Annotated in this window: 20 protein-coding genes; 7 read left to right on the forward strand and 13 right to left on the reverse strand. The window is 67.7% G+C overall.

Features of this window, described 5'->3' with window-relative positions:
- Window positions 1-12: 12 nt before the first annotated feature.
- The 10 genes from ACSFB7_RS00260 to ACSFB7_RS00305 all read right to left on the reverse strand — a co-directional run bounded on the left by ACSFB7_RS00260 (window position 13) and on the right by ACSFB7_RS00305 (window position 11,222).
- Window positions 13-1,623, reverse strand: coding sequence for an MFS transporter (locus tag ACSFB7_RS00260; RefSeq protein ID WP_435465951.1), 1,611 nt, complete (start codon window positions 1,621-1,623; stop codon window positions 13-15).
- 160 nt (window positions 1,624-1,783) lie between these two features.
- On the reverse strand, window positions 1,784-2,413 hold the full coding sequence (locus ACSFB7_RS00265; protein ID WP_435465952.1) for a PqiC family protein: 630 nt from the start codon (window positions 2,411-2,413) through the stop codon (window positions 1,784-1,786).
- Window positions 2,410-4,074: a PqiB family protein gene (locus ACSFB7_RS00270; RefSeq protein WP_435465953.1), complete on the reverse strand. Its 1,665-nt coding sequence runs from the start codon at window positions 4,072-4,074 to the stop codon at window positions 2,410-2,412. The genes ACSFB7_RS00265 and ACSFB7_RS00270 overlap by 4 nt, the downstream gene beginning before the upstream one ends.
- A complete protein-coding gene (locus ACSFB7_RS00275; RefSeq protein ID WP_435465954.1) occupies window positions 4,071-4,820 on the reverse strand; it encodes a paraquat-inducible protein A in 750 nt (249 codons plus the stop codon). Before ACSFB7_RS00275 ends, ACSFB7_RS00270 begins: the two co-directional genes overlap by 4 nt.
- Window positions 4,817-5,464 carry a paraquat-inducible protein A gene (locus ACSFB7_RS00280; RefSeq protein ID WP_435465955.1) on the reverse strand — a complete coding sequence of 216 codons (648 nt, stop codon included), beginning with the start codon at window positions 5,462-5,464 and terminating at the stop codon, window positions 4,817-4,819. The genes ACSFB7_RS00275 and ACSFB7_RS00280 overlap by 4 nt, the downstream gene beginning before the upstream one ends.
- Window positions 5,465-5,484: 20 nt before the next feature.
- Window positions 5,485-6,939: an MFS transporter gene (locus ACSFB7_RS00285; RefSeq protein WP_435465956.1), complete on the reverse strand. Its 1,455-nt coding sequence runs from the start codon at window positions 6,937-6,939 to the stop codon at window positions 5,485-5,487.
- The gene (locus ACSFB7_RS00290) at window positions 6,939-8,153 is read right to left on the reverse strand and encodes a multidrug effflux MFS transporter (RefSeq protein ID WP_435465957.1); all 1,215 of its coding nucleotides are present in this window, start codon (window positions 8,151-8,153) and stop codon (window positions 6,939-6,941) included. Before ACSFB7_RS00290 ends, ACSFB7_RS00285 begins: the two co-directional genes overlap by 1 nt.
- A 60-nt stretch (window positions 8,154-8,213) precedes the next feature.
- Window positions 8,214-9,545, reverse strand: coding sequence for an LLM class flavin-dependent oxidoreductase (locus tag ACSFB7_RS00295; protein WP_435465958.1), 1,332 nt, complete (start codon window positions 9,543-9,545; stop codon window positions 8,214-8,216).
- Window positions 9,542-10,402 (reverse strand): CmcJ/NvfI family oxidoreductase, encoded by an 861-nt coding sequence (locus ACSFB7_RS00300; RefSeq protein ID WP_435465959.1) that lies wholly within the window; start codon window positions 10,400-10,402, stop codon window positions 9,542-9,544. Before ACSFB7_RS00300 ends, ACSFB7_RS00295 begins: the two co-directional genes overlap by 4 nt.
- A gap of 13 nt (window positions 10,403-10,415) precedes the next feature.
- Window positions 10,416-11,222, reverse strand: a complete 807-nt coding sequence (locus ACSFB7_RS00305; RefSeq protein ID WP_435465961.1) for an SDR family NAD(P)-dependent oxidoreductase — start codon at window positions 11,220-11,222, stop codon at window positions 10,416-10,418.
- Between the two features lie 224 nt (window positions 11,223-11,446).
- Here ACSFB7_RS00305 and ACSFB7_RS00310 point away from each other — a divergent pair, with 224 nt between their 5' ends.
- From ACSFB7_RS00310 to ACSFB7_RS00325, 4 genes are all read left to right on the forward strand, one after another.
- Window positions 11,447-13,327, forward strand: a complete 1,881-nt coding sequence (locus ACSFB7_RS00310) for a M48 family metallopeptidase (protein WP_435465963.1) — start codon at window positions 11,447-11,449, stop codon at window positions 13,325-13,327.
- 81 nt (window positions 13,328-13,408) lie between these two features.
- The gene (locus ACSFB7_RS00315) at window positions 13,409-14,707 is read left to right on the forward strand and encodes an MFS transporter (RefSeq protein WP_435465965.1); all 1,299 of its coding nucleotides are present in this window, start codon (window positions 13,409-13,411) and stop codon (window positions 14,705-14,707) included.
- Between the two features lie 55 nt (window positions 14,708-14,762).
- Window positions 14,763-15,173, forward strand: a complete 411-nt coding sequence (locus ACSFB7_RS00320) for an SRPBCC family protein (RefSeq protein WP_435465967.1) — start codon at window positions 14,763-14,765, stop codon at window positions 15,171-15,173.
- 125 nt (window positions 15,174-15,298) lie between these two features.
- Window positions 15,299-15,460, forward strand: a complete 162-nt coding sequence (locus tag ACSFB7_RS00325; RefSeq protein WP_435465969.1) for an HHHH-motif protein — start codon at window positions 15,299-15,301, stop codon at window positions 15,458-15,460.
- A 67-nt stretch (window positions 15,461-15,527) separates the two neighbouring features.
- Here the strand turns inward: ACSFB7_RS00325 and ACSFB7_RS00330 are convergent, their stop codons facing one another.
- Complete coding sequence (locus ACSFB7_RS00330; RefSeq protein WP_435465971.1) at window positions 15,528-16,148, reverse strand: pyridoxamine 5'-phosphate oxidase family protein; 621 nt, start codon at window positions 16,146-16,148, stop codon at window positions 15,528-15,530.
- Window positions 16,149-16,199: 51 nt separating this feature from the next.
- On the reverse strand, window positions 16,200-17,369 hold the full coding sequence (locus ACSFB7_RS00335) for an MFS transporter (RefSeq protein WP_435465973.1): 1,170 nt from the start codon (window positions 17,367-17,369) through the stop codon (window positions 16,200-16,202).
- A gap of 78 nt (window positions 17,370-17,447) precedes the next feature.
- Between ACSFB7_RS00335 and ACSFB7_RS00340 the strand changes: the two genes are divergently transcribed.
- The gene (locus tag ACSFB7_RS00340; protein ID WP_435465975.1) at window positions 17,448-18,335 is read left to right on the forward strand and encodes a LysR substrate-binding domain-containing protein; all 888 of its coding nucleotides are present in this window, start codon (window positions 17,448-17,450) and stop codon (window positions 18,333-18,335) included.
- Here the strand turns inward: ACSFB7_RS00340 and ACSFB7_RS00345 are convergent.
- Window positions 18,332-19,189 (reverse strand): NmrA family NAD(P)-binding protein, encoded by an 858-nt coding sequence (locus tag ACSFB7_RS00345; RefSeq protein WP_435465977.1) that lies wholly within the window; start codon window positions 19,187-19,189, stop codon window positions 18,332-18,334. The genes ACSFB7_RS00340 and ACSFB7_RS00345 overlap by 4 nt on opposite strands.
- Before the next feature lie 108 nt (window positions 19,190-19,297).
- Here ACSFB7_RS00345 and ACSFB7_RS00350 point away from each other — a divergent pair, with 108 nt between their 5' ends.
- Both ACSFB7_RS00350 and ACSFB7_RS00355 read left to right on the forward strand, forming a co-directional pair.
- On the forward strand, window positions 19,298-20,224 hold the full coding sequence (locus ACSFB7_RS00350) for a LysR family transcriptional regulator (protein ID WP_435465979.1): 927 nt from the start codon (window positions 19,298-19,300) through the stop codon (window positions 20,222-20,224).
- Between the two features lie 95 nt (window positions 20,225-20,319).
- Window positions 20,320-21,546 carry an MFS transporter gene (locus tag ACSFB7_RS00355; RefSeq protein WP_435465981.1) on the forward strand — a complete coding sequence of 409 codons (1,227 nt, stop codon included), beginning with the start codon at window positions 20,320-20,322 and terminating at the stop codon, window positions 21,544-21,546.
- The last annotated feature ends 343 nt before the right edge of the window (window positions 21,547-21,889 follow it).

Genomic DNA, 21,889 nt, shown 5'->3' on the forward strand with positions numbered 1-21,889 from the left:
CGATATGTCTCCTCAGTTGTTGTTGTCTGTCGCGCTTTCTCTTGCGGCGGGCTGCCCCCGGATCATCCACCACGCACTCACCGCACTGAGCACCGCCAGCCCCGCACTCAGCAGCATCACCCACCGAAAACCCGCCACGAACGATTCGGCCACTGCCCGCTTGACGGCGGCTGCAGTGGCCGCATCCACACCCGGCGGCATCGCCGCGCCGGCGAGCTTGCTGCGCTCGCCTTCCAGAAACGCCGCGACCTGCACCGACGCGCCCATCTCGCGCAGGCTGTGCGCCAGCGCTGCATCGAAGGCCCACGCCATGACCGCGCCGAACACTGCGATCGCGAGCACAGCCGCCGCACGCGATACCGCGTTGTTCACGCCCGAGGCCACGCCTGCCATCTCCGACCCGACCGCGTTCATGACGGTGGTGGTCAGCGGTGCCACCGTCACCGCCATGCCCAGGCTGAGCACCACCACGGCCGGCAGGAAGCCGCTCCAGTAGCTCGCGCCTACGCCCGGCACTGCGAACAGAGCAAAGCCGACGGCGGCGATCGACGGTCCGATCACCAGCGGCATGCGCGGCCCGAAGCGGTCGACCAGTTGCCCGGCCCAGCCCGAGAGCGCGAACATGATGAAGATGAACGGCAGCAGCGCCGCACCCGCCACTGTGGCCGAGTAGCCCTGCACCTGGATCATGTTGAGCGGAAAGAAATACAGCCCACCGCCCAGTGCGGCGTAGAGCAGCAAGGTCAGCAGGTTCGCGCCGCTGAAGTTGCCGATGCGCAGCAGCGAAAGCGGCAGCATCGGCGTGCGCACCCGTCGCTCGACCGCGATGAAACCCGCGCTCCCCACGACACCGATGGCCAGCGCCGCGAGCACTGCGGGCGAACTCCAATGCTGCGTGGGCGCCTCGATGAAGGCATAGACGATGCCGCCCAACCCGGCCGTGGCCAGCAGCGCGCCCCATGGGTCGAGGCCGCCGCTGGCAGAGGCACCCCGGCTCTCGGGCACGTGGCGCCAGACGATCCACAGCACCAGCAGCGCCATCGGCACGTTGATGAGAAAGGCCCAGGTCCACGAGAAGTGATCGACCAGGAAGCCGCCGAGCACCGGGCCCACGGCCGCCGTGATGCCGCTGAAGCCCGACCATGTGCCGATGGCCTTGCCTCGTTCCTTTTCAGGAAAGGCGGCGCTGATGAGCGCCAGGCTGCCGGGCACCAGCAACGCGCCGCCGATGCCCTGCACTGCGCGCGCGGCAATGAGTTGCTGCACGGTGCCTGCGAGCGCGCAGGCCACCGATGACAAGGCGAAGATGCCGACGCCGATCGCGAAGATGCGTCGGCGCCCGTAGTGGTCGCCCAGTGCGCCGCCCACCAGCAGCAATGCGGCGAGCAGCAAGGCGTAGGACTCGACCACCCACTGCGCCTGGAAGGCAGTGGCGTGCAGATCGGACTGGATGGCGGGCAGTGCGACATTGACCACCGTGCCATCGATGAAGGCCATGCTCGACCCGACGATGGCCGTGGCAAGAACCCACGGCTTCGAGACTTCGGGGCAGGCGTTCTCTTGCGGCCCGGCAGCATGCAGGATCAGCGTGTCGTCGCAGGGCGCCTTGCCGATCTGTGCCATGTTGCCGGGCTCCGATCTATCTAGTCGGTTTGGGTCTGGCTCCTTCCCCCTCTGGGGGAAGGTTGGGATGGGGGCAGCGTCCAACTGGGTGCCGCGCCGCGTTTTGCGCCGTCGTGCCCCCACCCCTGCCCTCCCCCAGAGGGGGAGGGAGAAAGATTCTTCAGAGCGCGCATGTCGTGGCGGTCGGGTTGGCCCGTGCCGCGCTCACGCTGCGCGCCATGGCCGCGGCAGCCGTCGCCGTCACACGCTGGGCGCCCTGCGCCACAGCATCCATGCCGCCGCCCACAGCCTCGCCGAGCCTGAGCTGGCAAATCACCGTGCGTGCCTCGTCGGAGCGCCGCAGCGTCCAACTGAAATCGGCATCGACACGCCCGCCGTCCACCGCATCGAACTGACGCAGTTGTACGGCGATGCGCCACACCGGCTGCGATGTCTGCCGGCCGCCCTTGGTCACGTCGAGCGCGCCGAGCCGTCCCGCGATGCCGCCCGAGAGCGCATCGCGCAGCTCGTCCTCGAAGGACGAGGCCCAGCGGTGCTGCTCCAGCACTTCGACCTGCACGCTGCCGTTGGGCTGGCGCACCACCATCTGCGGCCGGGCGAGCCGCTCGGGCACTGCCACCGGCGCCAGCTCGATGTAGAGCGGCGTGGCGCTGGCCAGTGTCGATGGCGCGGCGTCGGCGGCGACCACCGGGCTGGCGAGCGTGTAGTAGCTGTCGGGCTTGCTCGCGCAGCCTGCGAGTGCGATCAGGGCGGCGGCCACGGCGCCGCATGCGAAGGTCTTCTTTTTCATTTCTTGTCGTCCGGTTTGCCGCGCAGCAGCGACTCGGGGTGGCGTTCGAGGTAGTCGGTCAGGATGCGCACCGAGCCAGCGGCGCGCGTCAGCTCGCGCAAGGTCTGGCGCATGTCCTGCTGCAGGGGCGAATCGTCGGCCAGCGTGCGTTCGGCCGTGTTGACGGTCTTGCGCACGTCCTTCATGGCCGCGGCCAGCTCGGGCGTCACGTCGCTGTTGATGCGGTTGACGGTCTGCTCGGTGGCGGTCAACGTCTTGTTGAGCGTGGCGAGCGTGGTGCGCAGGTCGCCCGCGATCTGCTCGTAAGGCACCTTGTTGAGCTTGGTCGCGATTTCCTGCACCTGCGACTGGATCTCGTCGAGGCTGTTGGCCATCGTGGGCAGCTCGATCGGGTTCTTGCTCAGGTCGATCTTTGCCGGCGGCGCCTTCGGGAAGAAGTCGAGCGCCACATACACCTGCCCGGTCAGCAGGTTGCCGTTGCGCAACTGGGCGCGCAGGCCCTTCTCCGCCAGGAAACGCAGCCGCTCCTGCTGGCTGGTGCGCGATTCGACGCCGCTTTCGCCGGCGCGGCGGCGCAGGCGGTCGGGGTAGACCTGCACCAGCACCGGCATGCGGAACTCGCGCTCGGCGCGATCGAACTCGACGCCGATCGACTTGACTTCGCCGATCACCACGCCACGGAAGTCCACCGGTGCACCCGGCGTGAGGCCGCGCAGCGACTGGTTGAAGTACATCAGCAGCGTCTGCGAAGGACCGTCGGGCTCCTTCATGGCGGTGGCTTCGTCCTGCGCGAGCGTGAACGAGGCGTTAGTCTTGGCCAGCGGGCCCATTGCGTCGTCGGGCGCCTGGAAGGCGATGCCGCCGAGCAGGATGGTCGCCAGCGACTGCGTGCGCAGCGTGAAGCCGCTGGCGCTCAGTTGCGCGTCGATGCCGCTGGCCTGCCAGAAGCGGGTGTTTATGCCGACGAACTTGTCGTACGGCGCATTGATGAAGACGCGGATCGTCACGCCGCGGCCGTCGCCGTCCAGCTCGTACGCGGCCACCTGCCCGACCTTGACGCGCCGGAAGTACACCGGCGAGCCCACGTCGAGCGAGCCGACATCGTTGGCGCGCAGCAGGAACTGCTGGCCCGAGTCGTCGCGCGTGACGATGGGCGGTGTTTCGAGCCCGGTGAATTCGCCCGAGGTTTCCTTCGACGCGCCGGCGTCGGCGCCGATGTACGCGCCCGACAGCAAGGTGCCCAGGCCCGAGATACCCGAGGTGTCCAGGCGCGGTCGCACCACCCAGAAGCGCGAGTCTTCGGCGGTGAAGCCCTCGGCGTCCTTGTTGAACTGCACCAGCACGCGCACATGCGAGCGGTCCCGCGCCAGCCGCAGGTGCGTGACAAGGCCGATCTGCACGTCCTTGTACTTCACGACGGTCTTGCCGGCCTCCAGGCCTTCGGCTGTCTTGAAGGTCAGCACGACCTCGGGGCCGCGCTCCATCAGGATGCGCGCCACCAGCGTGATGCCGACCAGCGCCGCCACGATGGGAATGAGCCAGATCAGCGAGGGCAGCCATTCGCGCCGCCGCACCACGCGTGGCTTGGGCAGCGCGGACGATGCGGGCGGCGCGGATGGCGCCGGTTTGCCCTGGGGTTGCGATTCGTCTTCTTCACTCATGCTGGTTTCTCATCCCTGTTGTCATGTCCCTGCGCGATGGCCTGCTCTTGCTGCGTCGCCTGTTCTTCCTTGCTGTCCCAGGTGAGCTTCGGATCGAAGCTCAGCGAAGCCAGCATGGTCAGCACCACGACCGAGCCGAAAGCCGCGATGCCCACGCCCGCCGTGATGACGGCAAAGCCCTGGATCTGCACCAGCCCGGTCAGCAGCGAAACCACGAACACATCGAGCATCGACCAGCGGCCGATGATCTCGATGATGTGATACAGCTTGGCCCGCTCGCGCCGGCGCCAACTGCTGCCGCGCTGCGCCAGCACCACCAGCAGGAACAGCACCGCCAATTTGAACAGCGGCACCAGAAAGCTGGCAATGAAGACGATGGCCGCCAGCCCGTAGGCGCCGGAGACCCAGAAATAGATGACGCCGCTCAGGATGGTGTCGTACTGCGCGCCGAACAGCGTGCGCGTGATCATCACCGGCAGCAGGTTGGCCGGTATGTACATCACGCAGGCCGCGATCAAAAAGGCCCAGGTGCGGTTCAGGCTCTGCGGCTTGCGCGTGTGCAGATGGGTGCCGCAGCGCCCACAGGCATCGCCCTCTTCGGCGTCGCGCCACACGGCTTCGCAATGCGGGCAGGCCAGCAGCCCGAGCGACGCGGCGGTGGCAACCGGCGCGCCTTCGTCGTCGGCCTCTTCCTCGACGGGTGCCCTCTGTACCTTGAAAGGCAGGCGGGCCAGCGGCGACTTCATGCGGGCGTCTCCGGCGCGTCCCGCCCGCCGGTCTCCCCTGGCGACCGGAAAGCCATGCCCCAGAACGCACCGGGGTTGAACGACAGCACCGACGTCAGCGTGACCGTGAGCGCCACGAAGGCCCACAGCGCCGGCCCCGGCACCACCGTCGCCATGCTCGACAGCTTGACGATGGCCACCAGCACGCCGAGCAGGAACACCTCGATCATTCCCCAGGGCCGCAGCGACTGCATGGCCCGCACCAGGATTGCAAAGCCCAGCGGCCGGTGCTCGCGGCTCAACGGAATCAGCAGGTAGGCCAGGATGCACAACTGCAGCAGCGGAAACAGGATGGTGGTGGCCAGCACCAGCAAGGCCACCGGCGACATGCCCTCGGCGCTCAGCACCAGCACCGCACCGGCCAGCGTGGTCTGGCTGCGCAGGCCTCGCAGCTCGATCTCGACAATGGGAAACAGGTTCGCAATGGCGAACATGATCAGGCTCGCCACCGTCAGCGGAAGAATGCGCCGCTGCTGCGAGCCGGGGTGCCGCTCCAGCTCGGTGCCGCAGCGCGGGCAGTGCGCCACGTCGCGCGGATGCAGCGTCGCGCGGGCATAGACCGCATCGCAACCCGGGCAGACCACTGTGTCAGGTACTTCCTTCATAGGTGAGCACCCTAACTCATTCAGGCGGCGTGGCTTGTCGTCCTGAGGCGCAGAGTGCTGAAGACTGCCGCCACCGCCGCACAACTTGCCGCCAGCACCAGCGCCACCACCGGCCCGTGGCCGCCATGCGGGCTCCAGAGGCTGAAGACCGCCGCCAGCACCACCGCGCCCAGCGTCTGGCCGGTCAGCCGGGCCGTGCCCAGCATGCCGCTGGCCGCACCACTGCGGTGCGCCGGCGGCGAGGTGACGATGGTGTGGTTGTTCGGCGACTGGAACAGCCCGAAGCCCAGCCCGCACAGCGCCATGCGCCAGGCGATGTCCGCATTGCCCGGATGCGCGGGCAGCGCCGCCAGCAACGCAAGGCCCGCGGCCAGCAGCGCCAGGCCGATGCCGCCGAGCAGCCCGTCGGGGTAGCGGCCGATCAGCCGCCCGGCGATGGGCGCCATCACCACGATGGCCAGCGGCCATGCGGTGATGAGCAACCCGGCCTCGATGTGGCTGCGGCCGTACACGTCGAGCAGCAGGAAAGGCAGCGCGATGTAGGCCAGCATCTGCGCACAGAACGCGGCGACCGAGGTGCCCATCGACAGCGCGAACACCGGAATGCGCAACAGGTCGATGGGGAAAAGCGGCACCGCCTCTTTGCGCTGGCGCCGCAGGTAGACAAAGCCCACCACCAGCCCGGCCAGCAGGATCGCCCAGGCCGAAGCCTGCGAGCCGCCCGTGTCCACCGCGCCTTCGCGCACGCCGAGGCGGTCCACGCCCAGGAACACCAGCGAGAACATCAGCACGTTGAGCGCCACGTCGATCGGAGAAAACCGCAGCCCCGCTGCCGGCGCCACGCGATTGAACGGCAGCGCCTTCATGCCCAGCACGAAGGTGATGATGCCCAGCGGCACGTTGATGGCAAAGAGCCAGGGCCACGAAGCCACCGACAGGATGGCGGCCGCCACCGACGGCCCGGCCACCGAAGACGTGGCCACCACCAGCGAATTGATGGCCATGCCTTTGCCCAGTTGCGACGAGGGATAGGTCAGCCGCACCAGCGCCGCGTTCACGCTCATGATGCCCGCCGCCCCCAGACCCTGGAAGGCGCGCGCCGCGATCAGCGTGCCCAGCGAATTGGCGAAGGTCGCGGCCAGCGAAGACACCGTGAACACCGCCATGCCCACGAGGTACACACGCCGGTAGCCCACGAGGTCGCCCAGCGAAGCCAGCGGCAGCAGCATCACCAGCGTGGCGATCTGGTACGCGTTGACCACCCAGATCGCCTGCGACGGGCTGGCCTGCAGTTCGCGCGCAATGCCCGGCAGCGCCAGGTTGACGATGGTGCCGTCGAGCACCGCCACGATCAGCCCGAGGATGATGACCAGCATCGCCCAGCCGCGCTCGGGCGAAGCCAGCCCGTCGATGGGCTGGCGGTGAGAAGAGTCTTCGGCCACCGGGCGTGCGGCGCCTGCGGATGCGGTGTTCATCAAGCTCGCTGCGCCTCCCGCGTGGGTTCGGAGCGCACGCCGCCCAGCGTGAGCCAGGTCAGCACCAGCGCGATGAGCGCGCCTGCCGCCATGCCGGCCACCATCGGCAGCGGGCGGCCGTCGGTGAAGAGGCCGACCACCGCCATCGCCAGCGCGCCGGTCAGCATCTGCAGCGTGCCGAGCAGCGCCGAGGCCGTGCCGGCAATGGCGCCGTGCATTTCGAGCGCCAGCACGCCGGTGGTGGGAATCACGAGGCCCATGAAGCCCGAGGCGATGAAGTACAGGACGATCAGCACCCAGATGCTGTCGCCGCCCGTCGCGAAGTAAATGAACATCGCGACCATGGCCACGCCGCAGCACACCACGCAAAACTTGACGAGGTTGACCAGCCCGAAGCGCTCGCCCAGCGACCCGGTGAATTGCGACGCCGCGATGAAGGCCGCCGCGTTCACGCCGAAGGCCACGCTGTACATGGCGGGCGACAGGCCGTAGTGGTCGATCATCACGAACGACGAATTGGCCAGGTAGGTGAAGAAGCCCGCCATCGCAAAGCTGCCGATGAACACCAGCCCGAGGTAATGGGTGTCGCGCAGCAGCAGCCAGTAGGCCGACAGCGCGCTGCCCAGGCTGCTTTCGACGCGCTCCGAGGCGGGGCGTGTTTCATCGAGCAGCTTGACCATCATCGCCAGGCCGGCCACCGCCGCGATCGTCACGGCCCAGAACACGCCGCGCCAACCGGCGAACGCGATCACCACGCTGCCCGCAAGCGGCGCCAGGATCGGCGACACGCTGAACACCAGCATCAGCAGCGACATCAGCCGTGCGGCGTCGGTGCCGGTGTGCAGGTCGCGCACCACCGCACGAGGAATCGCCATGCCGGCCGCCGCACCCAGGCCCTGGATGAAGCGCAGCACGATCAGCGTCTGGATGTCGGTTGCCAGCGCACAGCCCACGCTGGCCAGCGCGAACAGCACGAGGCCCGCATACAGCGGCGGCTTGCGCCCGACCATGTCGGAGATTGGCCCGTACAGCAACTGGCCCGCGCCCAGCGAAAGAAAGAAGGCCGTGAGGCTCAACTGCACCGCGCCGATGTCGGCATGCAGGCTCTGCCCGATGGCGGGGAGCGCCGGCAGGTACATGTCGATGGCGAAAGGCCCGATGGCCGAAAGCAGGCCCAGCAGCAGGGCCATCTTGAAGAAAGGAGAAGAACGCATTGGCCCGATTGTCGCCAAGCGCGGCAATCGGTGCAGGCGTGGGGTCGGGCTCAGCCGATGCTAATTCTGGGCAAAGAATCGGTTGGCCGGGCGCGGCAGGCCGAGGTTCTCACGCAGGGTACGACCTTCGTATTCACGCCGGAAGATGCCGCGCCGCTGCAGCTCGGGCACCACCTTGTCGACGAAGGCGTCGAGCCCGCCGGGCAGCCACGGGAACATGATGTTGAAGCCGTCGCTGCCTTCGCTGTCGAGCCATTCCTGCATTTCGTCGGCAATGGTCTGCGGCGTGCCGACAAAGGCCAGCCCGCCATAGCCGCCCAGCCGCTGGGCCAGTTGGCGCACGGTGAGCTTCTCGCTGCGGGCCAACTCGACCACGCGGGCACGGCCGCTCTGGCTGGCGTTGGTCTCGGGCACTTCGGGCAGCGGACCGTCGGGATCGAACTTCGAGGCGTCGTGGCCGAGGGCGATGGAGAGCGAGGCGATGGCGCTGTCGTAGTGCACGAAGCTGTCAAGCCGGGCGCGAATGGCGCGCGCCTCTTCCAGCGTGTCGCCGACCACCACAAAGGCGGCCGGCAATATCTTCAGGTGGTCCGGGTCGCGGCCGATCGCGCGCATGCGGCCCTTGATGTCGGCATACAGGCTGCGCGCCGCGGCCAGCGTGCCCGGCGCGGCGAACACGGCCTCGGCCGTTTCGGCCGCGAGCTGCCGCCCTGCTTCCGAGGCACCGGCCTGCACGATCAGCGGCCAGCCCTGCACCGGCCGCGCGATGTGCAGCGGGCCGCGCACCGACAGGTACTTGCCCTTGTGGTTCAGCACATGCAGCTTGGCCGGATCGAAGAAGCGACCGCTTTCGACATCGCGCTCGAAGGCATCGTCGGCCCAGCTGTCCCACAGGCCGGTGACCACGTCGTAGAACTCGCGGGCGCGGGCATAGCGCTCGTCGTGTTCCATGTGGTCTTCGCGGCCGAAGTTCAGCGCGGCGTCGGGGTTGGAGGTGGTCACGATGTTCCAGCCCGCGCGGCCCTCGCTCAGGTGGTCGAGCGATGCAAAGCGGCGCGCCACGTGGAACGGCTCGTCGAAGGTGGTCGAGGCCGTCGCCACCAGGCCCAGGTGCTTCGTGTGCTGCGCCAGCGCCGACAGCAGCGTGAAAGGCTCGAACGAGGTGACCGTGTGGCTGCGCTGCAGGGCCTCGATCGGCATGTTGAGTACGGCCAGGTGGTCGGCCATGAAGAAGGCGTCGAAGCGGCCACGCTCCAGCGTCTGCGCCAGTTGCTTCAGGTGCTCGAAGTTGAAGTTGGCATCTCGCCATGCGCCCGGGTAGCGCCACGCGCCGGTGTGGATGCTGACCGGGCGCATGAACGCGCCCAGCCGCAGTTGCTTGCCGGTGCTCATTTGCCGGCCGGCCAGAAAACCAGCGCGCGCAACTCGATGCTGCGGCGCGGCGGTGCCTCGGGCGCGCCGGTCGGGTCTTCGAAGGCGGTGTGCGCGGTGAAGCGCGCGACGCCGTCCTCGCGCGAGTCGTAGATCTTCAGCAGCAGCGCTTCATCGGGCCGCAGCCTTGGGAACCAGTACCAGCTGTGGTTCGGGTTGTAGGTGAATGAATAGGTTTCGCCCACCTTGTCGGGGTAGACCAGGTCGCTCGGCACCATGTCCTCGAAGGCGATGGAGCGCGCATCGCACAGCGCGAGCGGCAGCCGCTCGACCGTGGCCAGCGGCCGCCACAGGTTGATGATGGCAAAGCGCTGCTTCAGGCGCACCTCGGCTTCATCGGGTGGCAGATGGTCGCGCACCCGGCGCGGCGCGGAAACGAAAGTCTGGTCGTTGTGCACGCGCCGCACTGGCTCGCGCAGCTCGGCCGTGCGGCGCGAACCCTGCGCGCTGTCGCGCAGCGTGTGGTCGAACACCACGATTTTTTCGGCGCCAGTGATGTCGCGCAGCAGGGCTTCGGACTCGCGGTAGTAGATGTCGCGGATGGTTGCGTCGTGCGAGAAATCAGCCACCACGCTACGGTGCGAAATCTGCGTGAAGCCGCTGCGGTCCAGCGACAGCTCGTTCAGCGCCACCAGCGGCCGGCCGTCGCGAATGTTCACGCGGCGCGGCTCCAGCGTGCCGGTGACCCATGGCACGCCGGGCGGCGGCTCGAAGGTGTAGCTGACGGGGCGGCCCTCGCCCGCCTTCAGGTAGTTGAGTTCGGCTTCCACCGAAGGCAGCGTTGCAGCCAGCATCTGGCCATTCGATCCGACGCTCATGCGGCGTGACTCCTCAAAACGGTTCCTTGAACGGGCGCAGGTCGAGTTCCTGCGTCCACGCGCTGCGGTGCTGCACATGCAGTTGCCAGTAACTTTCGGCGATGGCTTCGAGCTGCAGCAGCCCGTCGTCGCCGGCTTGCGCCACGCGCTGCGGCGCGTTGTTGCGCAGGCGCTCGCCGTCGATGCCACCATCGATCACCACGTGCGCCACATGAATGCCCTGCGGGCCGAATTCGCGCGCCAGGCTCTGGCTCAGCGAGCGCAGGCTGGCCTTGGCCGCGGCGAAGGCCGCGAACGGCGGCTTGCCGCGCAGCGCCGCCGTGGCACCGGTGAACAGCAGGCTGCCCCGCCCCTTGGCGCCATCGGCATCGAAGGTGTTGGCCAGCAGGCCGCGCAGCGCCTCGCGCCCGAAGACGAAGCCGCCCAGCGCGCTGGTGCGCCAGGCTTGGGTGAACTGGTCGACCGAGATGTCGAGCGTCGGTGCCCGCACCGCGCTGGCCGCGTTGAAGATCGCCACCGTGAGCGGGCCGAGCGCCCTCACCCGCTGCGCGATGCCATGGATCTCGGCCTCGCTCGCCACATCGCCCGCAAAGGCATGGGCCTGGCCGCCGGCCGCTTCGATCTCGCCGGCCACCGCCTGCAACTGCGCTTGCGTGCGGCCGGTCAGCGCGACGATGAAGCCTTCATCCGCGAAACGCCGCGCCAGCGCCGCGCCCAGCCCGGCGCTGGCGCCGACACCGGCGATCCAGGCCACAGGCGATGGGGAAGAAGAAGAAGACGACGAAGAAGAAACCGGGGGAGTGACGGAGGCGACAGTCATAAGTGAGCACGAAGGCTATACCTGCGCCCCGGGGCGTGGAACGACAGAAAGGCGATAACCTTATTTGCGCGCAGGTCGGTGCGCAACCCCGCTTGACGCCCACCGTGCTTCGCGCCATGCGCGATGCCCTTCGCAATCGCGCCATCGCCCGCTACCCTATCGCCTTCCCGGATCGCTCTAACAACAAACAACGCACAGCAAGTGCTCTCCAGGAGAAGTGACCCATGGCCCCAGCCCCGACGATTCGCGCCGATCTGCTGCGCGTGTTTCTCCTGACGCTCGTGTCGCTCTTCGCCATACCGGCGGCGACGCTGGTGTTCACCGAATACGCCTTGCGCTCGCAGGACGCGACCTTCCTGCAGTCGATCGAAAAACGCATCGCCGCCGACACCCGGCTGTCCGCCAGCGACAAGGCCGAGACCGCGGAGTTCTACCGCAGCCATCCGCTTTCAAAAGCCTGTGAAGCCACCGCCGCCGAGGACAAGGACTTTCACGACAAGGTCTGCAGCCCGTATTCGATGCAGTGGCAGTTCCACTGGGCCGACCGCGCCGCCATCTGGACGATCGTGCTCGGTGCGGCGCTGCTCGCGGCGGCATTGGTGCTGGGCGCGCTGGCCTTTGCCAATCGCGGCCTGCGCTATGCGAGCTTCGTGGCCGGCTGGCGGCTGATGACGGTGTCCAGCGCGGTCGAGGTCGTGTTGCAGGGCGCCATGCTGGTGTGGCTGTCGTTCTGGCTCACTGCCTATTTCTGGCACAGCTACTACATCAAGCTCATCGCCATCGCGGGCATCGCGGCTGCGGCGGCTGTGTTCTATGCGATCTACACGCTGTTCAAGACACTGCCCTCGGGCAACGAGATCAAGGGAGAGCTGATCGCTGAAACCGACGCACCGCGCCTGTGGGCACGCATCCGCGAATTGGCCGGCCGGGTGCAGACCGCGCCGCCCGACCAGATCGTGGCCGGCATCGACACCAATTTCTTCGTGACCGAGGCGCCCTGCGAGGTCGGCAGGCAAGCGCTGCACGGCCGCACGCTGTTCGTCAGCATTCCGCTGCTGCGCGTGCTCGACCAGACCGAGGCCGATGCGGTGCTGGCGCACGAGCTGGCCCACCTGGGCGGTGGCGACACTCGCAGCAGCGCGGCGCTCGGCCCCAAGCTGCTGCAATTCGACCAGTACACCTGGAAGATGCGCAGCGCCGGCCTGACCATCGTGGCGCACTACCTGCTGCGCCTGTACCGCATGATCTTCGCGTTCGCCCTGGCGCGCGACAGCCGCGAGCGCGAATACAAGGCCGACCGCGTGGCCGCCGGCCTGACGGCACCGAGCGCCATCGTGCGATCGCTGATCAAGATTTCGGCCTACGCCAGCTACCGCAACGACGTCGAGCAGAAGCTGTTCGAGCAGAACCGCCAGCACGATGGCGCGCTGGGCATCGCCGGCTTCGTGGCTGCAGGCCTGCCGCCGTACGCGGGCTCCGACGCCTTCATCGAGACCATGAAGACCGCCGGCGTGCCGCACCCCTATGACAGTCATCCGCCGCTGCTCGAACGCATGCGCAACGTCGGCCACCACGTACCCGAGAGCGCCTACGGCGCCATCGTCGCCACCGCACCGCAGGCCTCGTGGGCCGACTTCATCGAGACCGCCACCGCCATCGAGCAGCGCATGTGGAGCGAGTACGAGCAGCGCTTCGTGGAAAACCACGAACTCAGCCTCGCCTACCGCTACGAACCCGCAACGGAAGAAGAGCGCGCGGTGGTGCTGCGCCACTTTCCGCCGATCAGCTTCGCGCTGAAGAACGGCAACCGCATCGACATCAGCTATACCGGCCTGCACCCGAGCGCCGAGGGCGCTTCGCCGATTCCGTGGGACGAGGTCAAGGGCATGACCTACAAGGACAGCAGCTTCGGCGACACGCTGATCGTGACCCACCCCGACAAGCGCAAGCTCGGCGGTGCGCGCACCACCAAGGTCAAGCTGGGCCTGGGCAAGCAGAAGGAACACTTCAAGGCGGCGGTCGGCCACTACTGGCGACGGCACCAGGTCATGAGAGCGCAGCAACAGCAACAACATCAGCAGCAGGAGCAATCACCACACCAGTAACACCGCAGCGGCGGCAATGGCCGCCCTCTCCCCGCATCTGACAGGCTCCACAAAACCACTTACACAACACCGGAGACAACCATGAATCCCATCGAACAGAGAACCATCTCGAAGATCAGTTGGCGGCTCTTGCCGCTCCTGATGGTCAGCTACTTCATCGCCTACCTGGACCGCGTGAACCTCGGCTTTGCCGGGGCCTCCATGTCCAAGGACCTGGGCTTTTCCGCCGCCGTGTTCGGCAGCGCGGCGGGCATCTTCTTCCTGGCCTACTTCCTGTTCGAGGTGCCGAGCAACATGGCGCTGGAGCGCTTCGGCGCGCGACGCTGGATCGCCCGCATCATGTTCAGCTGGGGCATCCTGTCGGCGGCGCAGGCCTGGGTGGGCGGCTCGACCAGTTTCAACGTCGTGCGCTTTCTGCTGGGCATTGCCGAGGCCGGCTTCTTTCCGGGCGTGATCTTCTACATCACGCTGTGGTTTCCGGCGGCGTACCGCGCGCGCATCGTGGGCTGGTTCATGTTCGCGATTCCGATTTCCACCGTCATCGGCTCGCCGATCTCGGGCTACATCCTGAACATGGACGGCATCGGCGGCATGCACGGCTGGCAGTGGCTGTTCATCCTCGAAGCGCTGCCCTCGCTGCTGCTGACCTTCGTCGTGCTGATGTACCTGCCCGACGGTCCGAAGGATGCCAAGTGGCTCACCGATGAAGAGCGCAACTGGCTGCAGAAGACGCTGGACGCCGAGCGCCGCAACCGCGAGTCGATCAACAAGATTTCGTGGAAGCAGTCGCTGCTGAACCCGCGCGTGATCGGGCTGGGCTTCGTCTACATGGGCATCACCGTGCCGCTGTACGGCCTGAGCTTCTTCCTGCCGCAGATTATCAAGGGCTTCGGCGGGCTGAGCAATGTGCAGATCGGCTTCATCAACGCCTTTCCGTACCTGGTCGGCGCCATTGCCATGCTGTTCTGGACGCGTGCCTCCGACGCGCGCAAGGAGCGCAAGTGGTTCCTGCTGATTCCGCTGGCCTGCATCTTCATCGGCCTCGTGCTGGCGGCGCAGATCAGCGCACCGGTTCCAAAGATGGCGGCGGTGACGCTGGCCGCCTTCGGCATCTTCAGCGCGCTGCCCACCTTCTGGACCCTGCCGACCGCCCTGCTGAGCGGCACCGCTGCGGCCGCGGGCATTGCCTGGATCAACTCCATCGGCAACCTCGGCGGCTACATCGGCCCGACCATCTTCGGCGCACTGAAGGACCGCATGGGCAACGACCTCTACGCGGTGATCTTCCTGGCGCTGCTGTCGGTGGTGGCCTTTGCGCTGGTGTTGATCATCGGGCACGACGCGCGCTCCGAACAGGCGGTGGAGCCCGGCCGGGCCTGAACCCGCAGCGGCCCATTCGCCTTCGCCCCTGACGGCATGACCCAAGGAGACATCCATGTGGACCTATGACGAAAGCATCGAGACCAGCGCGTCGCCCGCGCGCGTGTGGCAGCTCTTCAAGGACGTTGCGGGCTGGAAGGCCTGGAACGCGGGCATCGAGCACATCGACCTTCACGGCCCGTTCGCCAAGGGCACCACTTTTTCGATGAAGCCGCCCGGCGAAGAGGCTTTCATCAGCACGCTGGTGGACGTCAGGGAAAACGAGAGCTTCACGGACGCGACCGTCATCGACGGCACCCATGTGCTGGTGCGCCACGCCATCGTGCCCCTGCCCTCCGGCGGGGCCAGGGTCACCTACAGCACCGAGGTCACCGGCCCGTCGGCGGCGCAGTTCGGGCCGATGGTGACGGCCGATTTCCCCGAGGTGCTGCAGGGCCTGAAGCGGCAGGCCGAGGGGCCGGCCTGACGGCGCGGCCGTGCGAAGGCACCAAGCCTTTGGAGGTCATCCAAAAGCATTCATGGATCGTTGGGTGGGTGCGCCTGATGAACGACGCACATCCATCCACGATGTCATTGCTTAGAAAGACCACCATGAAAACCAAGCAGCTCATTCTTTCCGGCATCCTCGCGTTCGCCGGCCTGGCCTTGCTGGCCCCGGGCATCGCTTCGGCGGCGCCCCATCACCCGCAAAAGCACAAGGTGTGCAAGTGGGACGCCCGCCATCACCACCGGGTGTGCCACTGGGTGCGTTGATGCACCCCACCACGAAGCCCGCGCATGCGGGCTTTTTCATGTGCGCCTGACGCGGATCGCCGTCCGGTCAGTACAGCGTCGACTGCTGCCTGGCCGGCAGTTCCCGGTCATAGGTCTGCCCATCGAACGCCGATTCGGTCAGCGCCGAAAGAATCGCGCCCGGCGTAGGCACTTCGCGCTTTGCATCCGCCGGCAGCGGCGCCCACAGCTTCGATCGCTGGATCGCGCGGGCGCACTGGAAGAACACCGTTTCCACCTTGATCTCGATCACGCACTGCGGCAGCTTGCCTTCCATGGCAAAGCGCGCCATCAATGCCGGTTCGGTGGTAATGCGTGCTTTGCCGTTCACACGCAGCGTTTCGCCCACGCCGGGAATCAGAAACAGCAGCGCCACGCGCGGGTCGGCCACGATGTTGCGCAGGCTGTCGATGCGGTTGTTGCCGCGCCGCTCGGGCAGCAGCAAGGTCTTTTCGTCCTGCACGGCCACGAAGCCGGGTGGGTCGCCGCGCGGCGAGGCGTCCAGGCCATCGGCGCCGAGCGTGGCAAGCACCGCGAAGGGCGAGGCGGCAATCAGCGCCTGGTAGGACGGGTGCAGGTACGGCACCTCCTTCTTCAGCGAGGCCTCGCCGGGCACGCCGAACAAGGCTTCGAGCTGGGCCACGGTGTCGATGGTCTGGGGCGTGGTCATCGCGGGTGTTCCTGTGTGTGAACGTGAGTGTGTGAAAGATGGGATTGTTCTTCAGCCTGCGGGTCGCGCCGCATCGGGTGTGGGCGACGACGATGCATTCCAGCCACAGGCCAATGCCGCCAGCGCGAGCAGCAGCGCGGCAGTGCCGTAGATCCACGGCGGCGAGGCGATCGGCAACAGCACCCCCGCGATCAAAGGCCCGGTACCGGCGCCGATGTCGCGCCACACCGAGCGCGCGGCCAGCGCCTGCACGCGCTCCGGCCCGGGCGTGCGCCGCGCCACGATGGGCGGCAGCAAGGGCAGTTGCAGCGCGCGCAGCACCACGATCAGGGCCGCGCAACTCCACAGCCAGCCGAGGCCGAAGCCCACGAGCGCGATGGCCGTCACGAGCGACAGGCTCACCAGCAGGCGTTCGGCACCGAAGCGTTCCGCCATGTGGCCGCCGACCGGGCTCAGCAGGATTTCCGCGAGGTAGCGCAGCGCCAGCAGCACGCCGGCCACGATCACCGCACCGCCCGGCATCAGGTCCTTGCCCAGGTACGACAGGCCGATGATGAAAAGCCCGTCGAGCGCGAATCCTTCCATGAACGACCAGCTGTCGAGGCTGTTGGGCCATTTGAAGCGCCGCGCGGGCTTGCCGACCGCATGCGGCGCCGCCGGCAGCCGCCGCGTGACGAACCATGCCATCAGCGAGAACACGGCGAGGATGCCGAAGATCACGCGCGGCCCGTACGCATGCGCCAGCACAGCCCCCAGCGGCAGCGCCAGCACCGGCCCCATCGCGATGAAGGCGCGCGAACGGCCGTTGCGCCGCGCCGCACCCACCGGATCGGCTGTGGCCAGCGCCTGCGTCGACAGGTTCAGCGCCGCGAAGCACAGGCCCCAGGTCAGCCGCAGCGGCAGCAGCGCCCAGAAGCCGGACAAGGTGGCATAGCCGATTCCGCAAACCGCCGCCGCCACCACGGCAATAGTGCAGGTCAGCCGGTCGCCGTTGCGTGCATAGAAGCGCGCGACCCAGCCGTAGCCCGCGATGCGCACGAGCCGGTTGGCCGCGAGCAGCATGCCGGCTTCGGCCAGGGTCACGCCGAACTGGCTCGCATACATCGGCAGCAGCAGGTACAGCACGACGTCGGCCGGCAGCGAAAGGCCGAGCGCCATCGCCGCACGGCGCGAGTTCAGGTCGGTGGAGCTGGGGGTTGGGGCGGAGAGAGAGGAAGACATCGAAGCCCGATGGTGCGCCGCCGCAACGCCCGCCGACAAACGACATTAACGCCCCGCATGCGTGAGAAAATCGCACGCATGCCGCTCAGAGAACCGCCCCTCAACGCCGTGCGCGCCTTTGCCGCCGCAGCCCGCCACCTGAGCTTCACGCGCGCGGCGCTGGAGCTTCATGTCACGCACAGCGCGGTGAGCCGGCAGATCAAAAGCCTTGAAACTTTTCTTGGCGTGGCGCTGTTCGAGCGCCGCATCCGGCAGGTCGCGCTGACCGCCGAGGGGCAGCAGTTCTTCACCGAGGTCGAACCCGCGCTCGCACAGATCACGTCGGCCGCGCAGGCGCTGCAGGCGCAGGGACCGGCGCGTGCGGTGCGGATCAACGTGCGTCCTTCTTTCGCGGTGCGCTGGCTCATTCCGCGCCTGCCCTCGTTTGTCGAGCGCTATCCCGACATCGAGCCGCAGGTCATCACCAGCACCGTCATGCCCGAGCAGGCGCTCGACAGCTTCGACATCGCGGTGCGCCGTGGCCTCGACGGCTGGCCGCCGTCCATCAAGGTCCGGCCTTTTCTCGAAGACGAAGTGCTGGTGGTCGGCGCGCCGGCGTTGTTCAAGACCCATCCATTGCCCGACCTGCGTTCACTCGCATCGCACGTGCAGCTCTCCGCCAAGACGCGCAAGGAAGACTGGGACGCGTGGAAGAAGCATGTCGGCGCGCCGCGCACGCGACCAGCCGGGCGGCTGCAGTTCGATCACCTGCATTTCGTGCTGCAGGCTGCGGTCGACGGCCTGGGCATCGCGCTCGCGCCCACCTCGCTGGTGGCGCACGACCTCGCTTCGGGCCGCCTGCAGTCGCCGCTTTCCACATCGCGCATGGCGCTCGACCGCTACTACTACGGCCTTGCGCCCGATGCGGCGCCGGAAGCGCAGTACGTCGCCGAATGGTTCGAGGACATGCTGGCGCGCAGCGCTTAGCCCACGAGCGCGCGCAGGACTTCCGCGACACCGACGTTCCCCTTGCGGACGCTCGCGTCGTCGCCCTCGAAGCAGATCCAGCCTTCGTTGAAGCCGTCGAGCATCTGGATGCGCGGCATCGGATCGCGCGTGCCCTGCGCCCGAAAAAGCGCGCCCCAGGTTTCGCGCGGCACCGCCTGTGCATGGACCGGGCGGCCAAGCGCCTTCGAGAGTGCATCCGCAATGCCGTGCTGGCTCAACCGCTCGGGGCCTTCCAGTTCGACGATGCGCGGAGGCGCTTCGCGCTGCATCAGCAATGCCGCGGCAACCGCGCCCACATCGGCTGTGGCAACCATCGGCACGGCCCTGTCGAGCGGCTGCAGGAAGCTGGAGAGAACGCCCGCCTCGCGCGCCTGCGCAATGTCCCAGCTCAGGTTCTCCAGGAACCAGGCGGGCCGCAGGAAGGTGACGGGCAAGGGCAGCGTGGCAAGCGCTTCTTCCATCAACGTGCGTTGGCTCAACAGGTTCGATTGCGTGGCCTGCGCGCCAACGGTCGAAAGACAGACCACGCGCGCCGGACGCGCCGCGGCAAGCGCCTGATGCACAGCGGAGATGACGACCCTGGCCTCCGGAAACCCCGGTTCGGGATCGAAATTCGAGGGCGGCAAGACGAAGACACCGGTCGCGCCCGTGAAGGCTCGCGTCAGCGCCTGCGCGTCTTCCATTTCGGCGACGGCGATTTCGCAACCGAGATCGGACCAGGCCCGGCCCTTGGCCGCATCGCGAACCACCGCGCGAACGGGCTGGCCCGCAGCCAGCAACGCGCGCGCCGCAGCGCCCCCGACCTGGCCCGTGATACCTGTGATGGCGTACATGAAATTTCCTTGTTGTTGAATGCGATGCGGCGAATGTTAGGAATTGGCCTTCTTTGAGTAAAGCGACTCGAAGACATATCATTCATGACACCTAATCACGAATAAAAAATGGCACTCGACGGACGACTTCTCTCCAACGTGGGCGTGCTCGCTGCCGTCGTCGAAGGCGGCAGCTTTGCCAGCGCCGCGCAGGCGCTGGGCCTCACGCCCTCCGGTGTCAGCCGCGCCATCGCACGGCTCGAAGCGCGCATCGGCGTGCGCCTGTTCGACCGCACCACGCGGTCGCTGAGCCTCACCGACGAAGGCCGGCTGCTCTACGCCAACATCAACCCGCTGGTGCTGGGCATCGAGGACGCGGTCACGCTCACGGCCGGTGCGTCCGGCGCGGTGCGCGGGCGGCTGCGCGTGAACACCGACGCCTTCACCTCCCGCCTGCTGCTGGCACCGCATCTGCCGCGCTTTCTCGCGCTCTACCCCGAGCTGTCGCTGGAGCTGATTGCGCGCGACCAGCTTGGCGACCTCGTGGCCGAGGGCTTCGACATCGCGGTGCGTTTCGGCGAGCCGCCGTCGTCGTCGCTGGTCGCGCGCAAGCTGATGGACACGCGCATCGTCACCGTCGCGACGCCGGCCTACATCAAGCGCCACGGCCGGCCCGCCAAGCCGGCGGACCTGGTCGATCACGCCTGCCTGCAGGTGCGCAACCCGGTCACGGGACAGCCCTACGCATGGGAGTTCCAGCGCGGCCGCAAGCTGATCAAGGTGCCCACCACGGGACGGCTGCTGCTGACCGATGCGGGCACCATCCTCGCCACCGCCCTTGCGGGTGTCGGCGTGGCGCAGATCAAGGCGGTGGGCATCCAGTCGCAGCTCGACAGCGGCGAGTTCGTCGACCTGTTTCCCGACTGGCCGGACGAGCGCTTTCCCTTGTACGCGCTGTATCCGTCGCGCCATCTGCCGGCGGCCAAGGTGCGGGCCTTCATCGACTTCATGATGGCGGCCATTGCGCCGGAAGCGACGACAAAAACCCGGCGCTGACCGGCATCCGGGCCGATTGCTTTCAGGTCCGTAAACGGCCAGCGCAAGGCGGCGCCGGCTCGCAAGATGAGGCTTTCCACCAAGGCCCTATCCGCATGTCCGCAGCCCTCCCCCGCCCCTTCCTGAATCTCGCGTGGTCCAACCTCGCGGCGCAATCCGCCGAGCAATTGAGCCTTGCGGCCGTGCCGCTGGTGGCGGTGCTCGCGCTCGGCGCCGGGCCGGGAGAAATCGGCTTCCTGGCCGCTATCCAGACGCTGCCCTTTCTGCTGGTCTCGATGCCGATGGGTTTGCTCGCGGACCGCATGTCGCGGCGGCGGCTGATGGTCTGGTCCGAAGCCTTGCGGGCTGTGTCTTTGCTGGTGCTGCTGGCGATGGTGCTCGCATCGCGCTTGAGCATCGGATGGCTGGCCGTGCTCGGCTTTCTGGGGGCCGTCGGCACTGTCGGCTTCAGCGTGGCAGCGCCCGCGCTGGTGCCGGCACTGGTTCCGCGCGATGCGCTGGCAGCAGCCAACGGCCGGCTGGAGCTGGCGCGCAGTGCGGCTTTTACCGCCGGCCCTGCGCTCGCAGGCGCGCTGGTCGCGTGGGCCGGTGCGCCGGCTGCGTTCGTGCTGGCGGCGCTGCTTTCCGTCTCGGCCGTGGGCCTGCTGCTGAAGCTGAGCGAAGCGCCACGCAACGCGGCATCGCAGCGCCATCCGCTGCTCGACGTGCGCGACGGTGCGCGCTTCGTCTGGCAGCACACGCTGCTGCGTCCCATGCTGATGACGGGCGCGGTCTTCAACATCTCATGGTTCGTGCTGCAGGCGGGGTATGTGCCCTATGCCGTGCGCGTGCTGGGCCTGGGTGCGCAGGCGGTCGGCTTCACGCTGGCGATGTATGGCGCGGGCATGGTGGTCGGCGCGCTGCTCACGTCGCGTGTCGTGGCGCGCATGCCTTTTGGTCGCGCGATCCAGGTCGGGCCTGCCGTGGCTGTCGTCGCGGCAGCCACGATGGCTGCGACGCTCATCGTGCCGAACGCATCGCTGGCCGCGTTGTCGTTCTTCCTGTTCGGCGCGGGGCCGATGGTCTGGGTCATCACGACCGCCACGCTGCGCCAGAGCGTGACGGACGCGGCCATGCTGGGCCGTGTGTCGGCCGTGTTCCTCACGATCAATGCGGGCGCGCGGCCCATCGGCGCGACGCTCGGTGGTGCGGTCGGCGCGGCATGGGGAGAGCCGGCCTGCCTGCTGCTGGCACTCGCGGGGTTCGTGCTGCAGGCCGTGATCATCTTTGCCTCGCGCATTGCGACGCTGCATCGGCTGCCGGCTCCCGCCACCGGTTGTTGAAGCGGGACTTGCCCGCCCCGGCCCTGAGCGCCGCGGCAAGAGGCATGTGGAAACCGCGAGACGCGCTCAGAAACGCTCAGTTTCAGATTCATGTGCGTGGCTACTCTGCCCGCAGGACCGGCTCCGAAGAAAAGGGAACGCCGGATGTGAAGCAGAGAACAGCCGGCGAAGAACGCCGCAAGCAACGACATGACAACACCAACAGGCCTTACTTCGTCCATGCCGTCAGGTCGCGCGAGGCCCAGGGCCATCACGCGCGCGCTGAGCACCACCCTTCTCGTCAGCCTTGCGGCCTGCGGCGGAGGCGGCGGTGGATCTCCTGTTGCCTTCCCGCTCGTTGCTC

The organism is Variovorax raffinosi (assembly GCF_051216615.1).
Lineage (GTDB): Bacteria > Pseudomonadota > Gammaproteobacteria > Burkholderiales > Burkholderiaceae_C > Variovorax.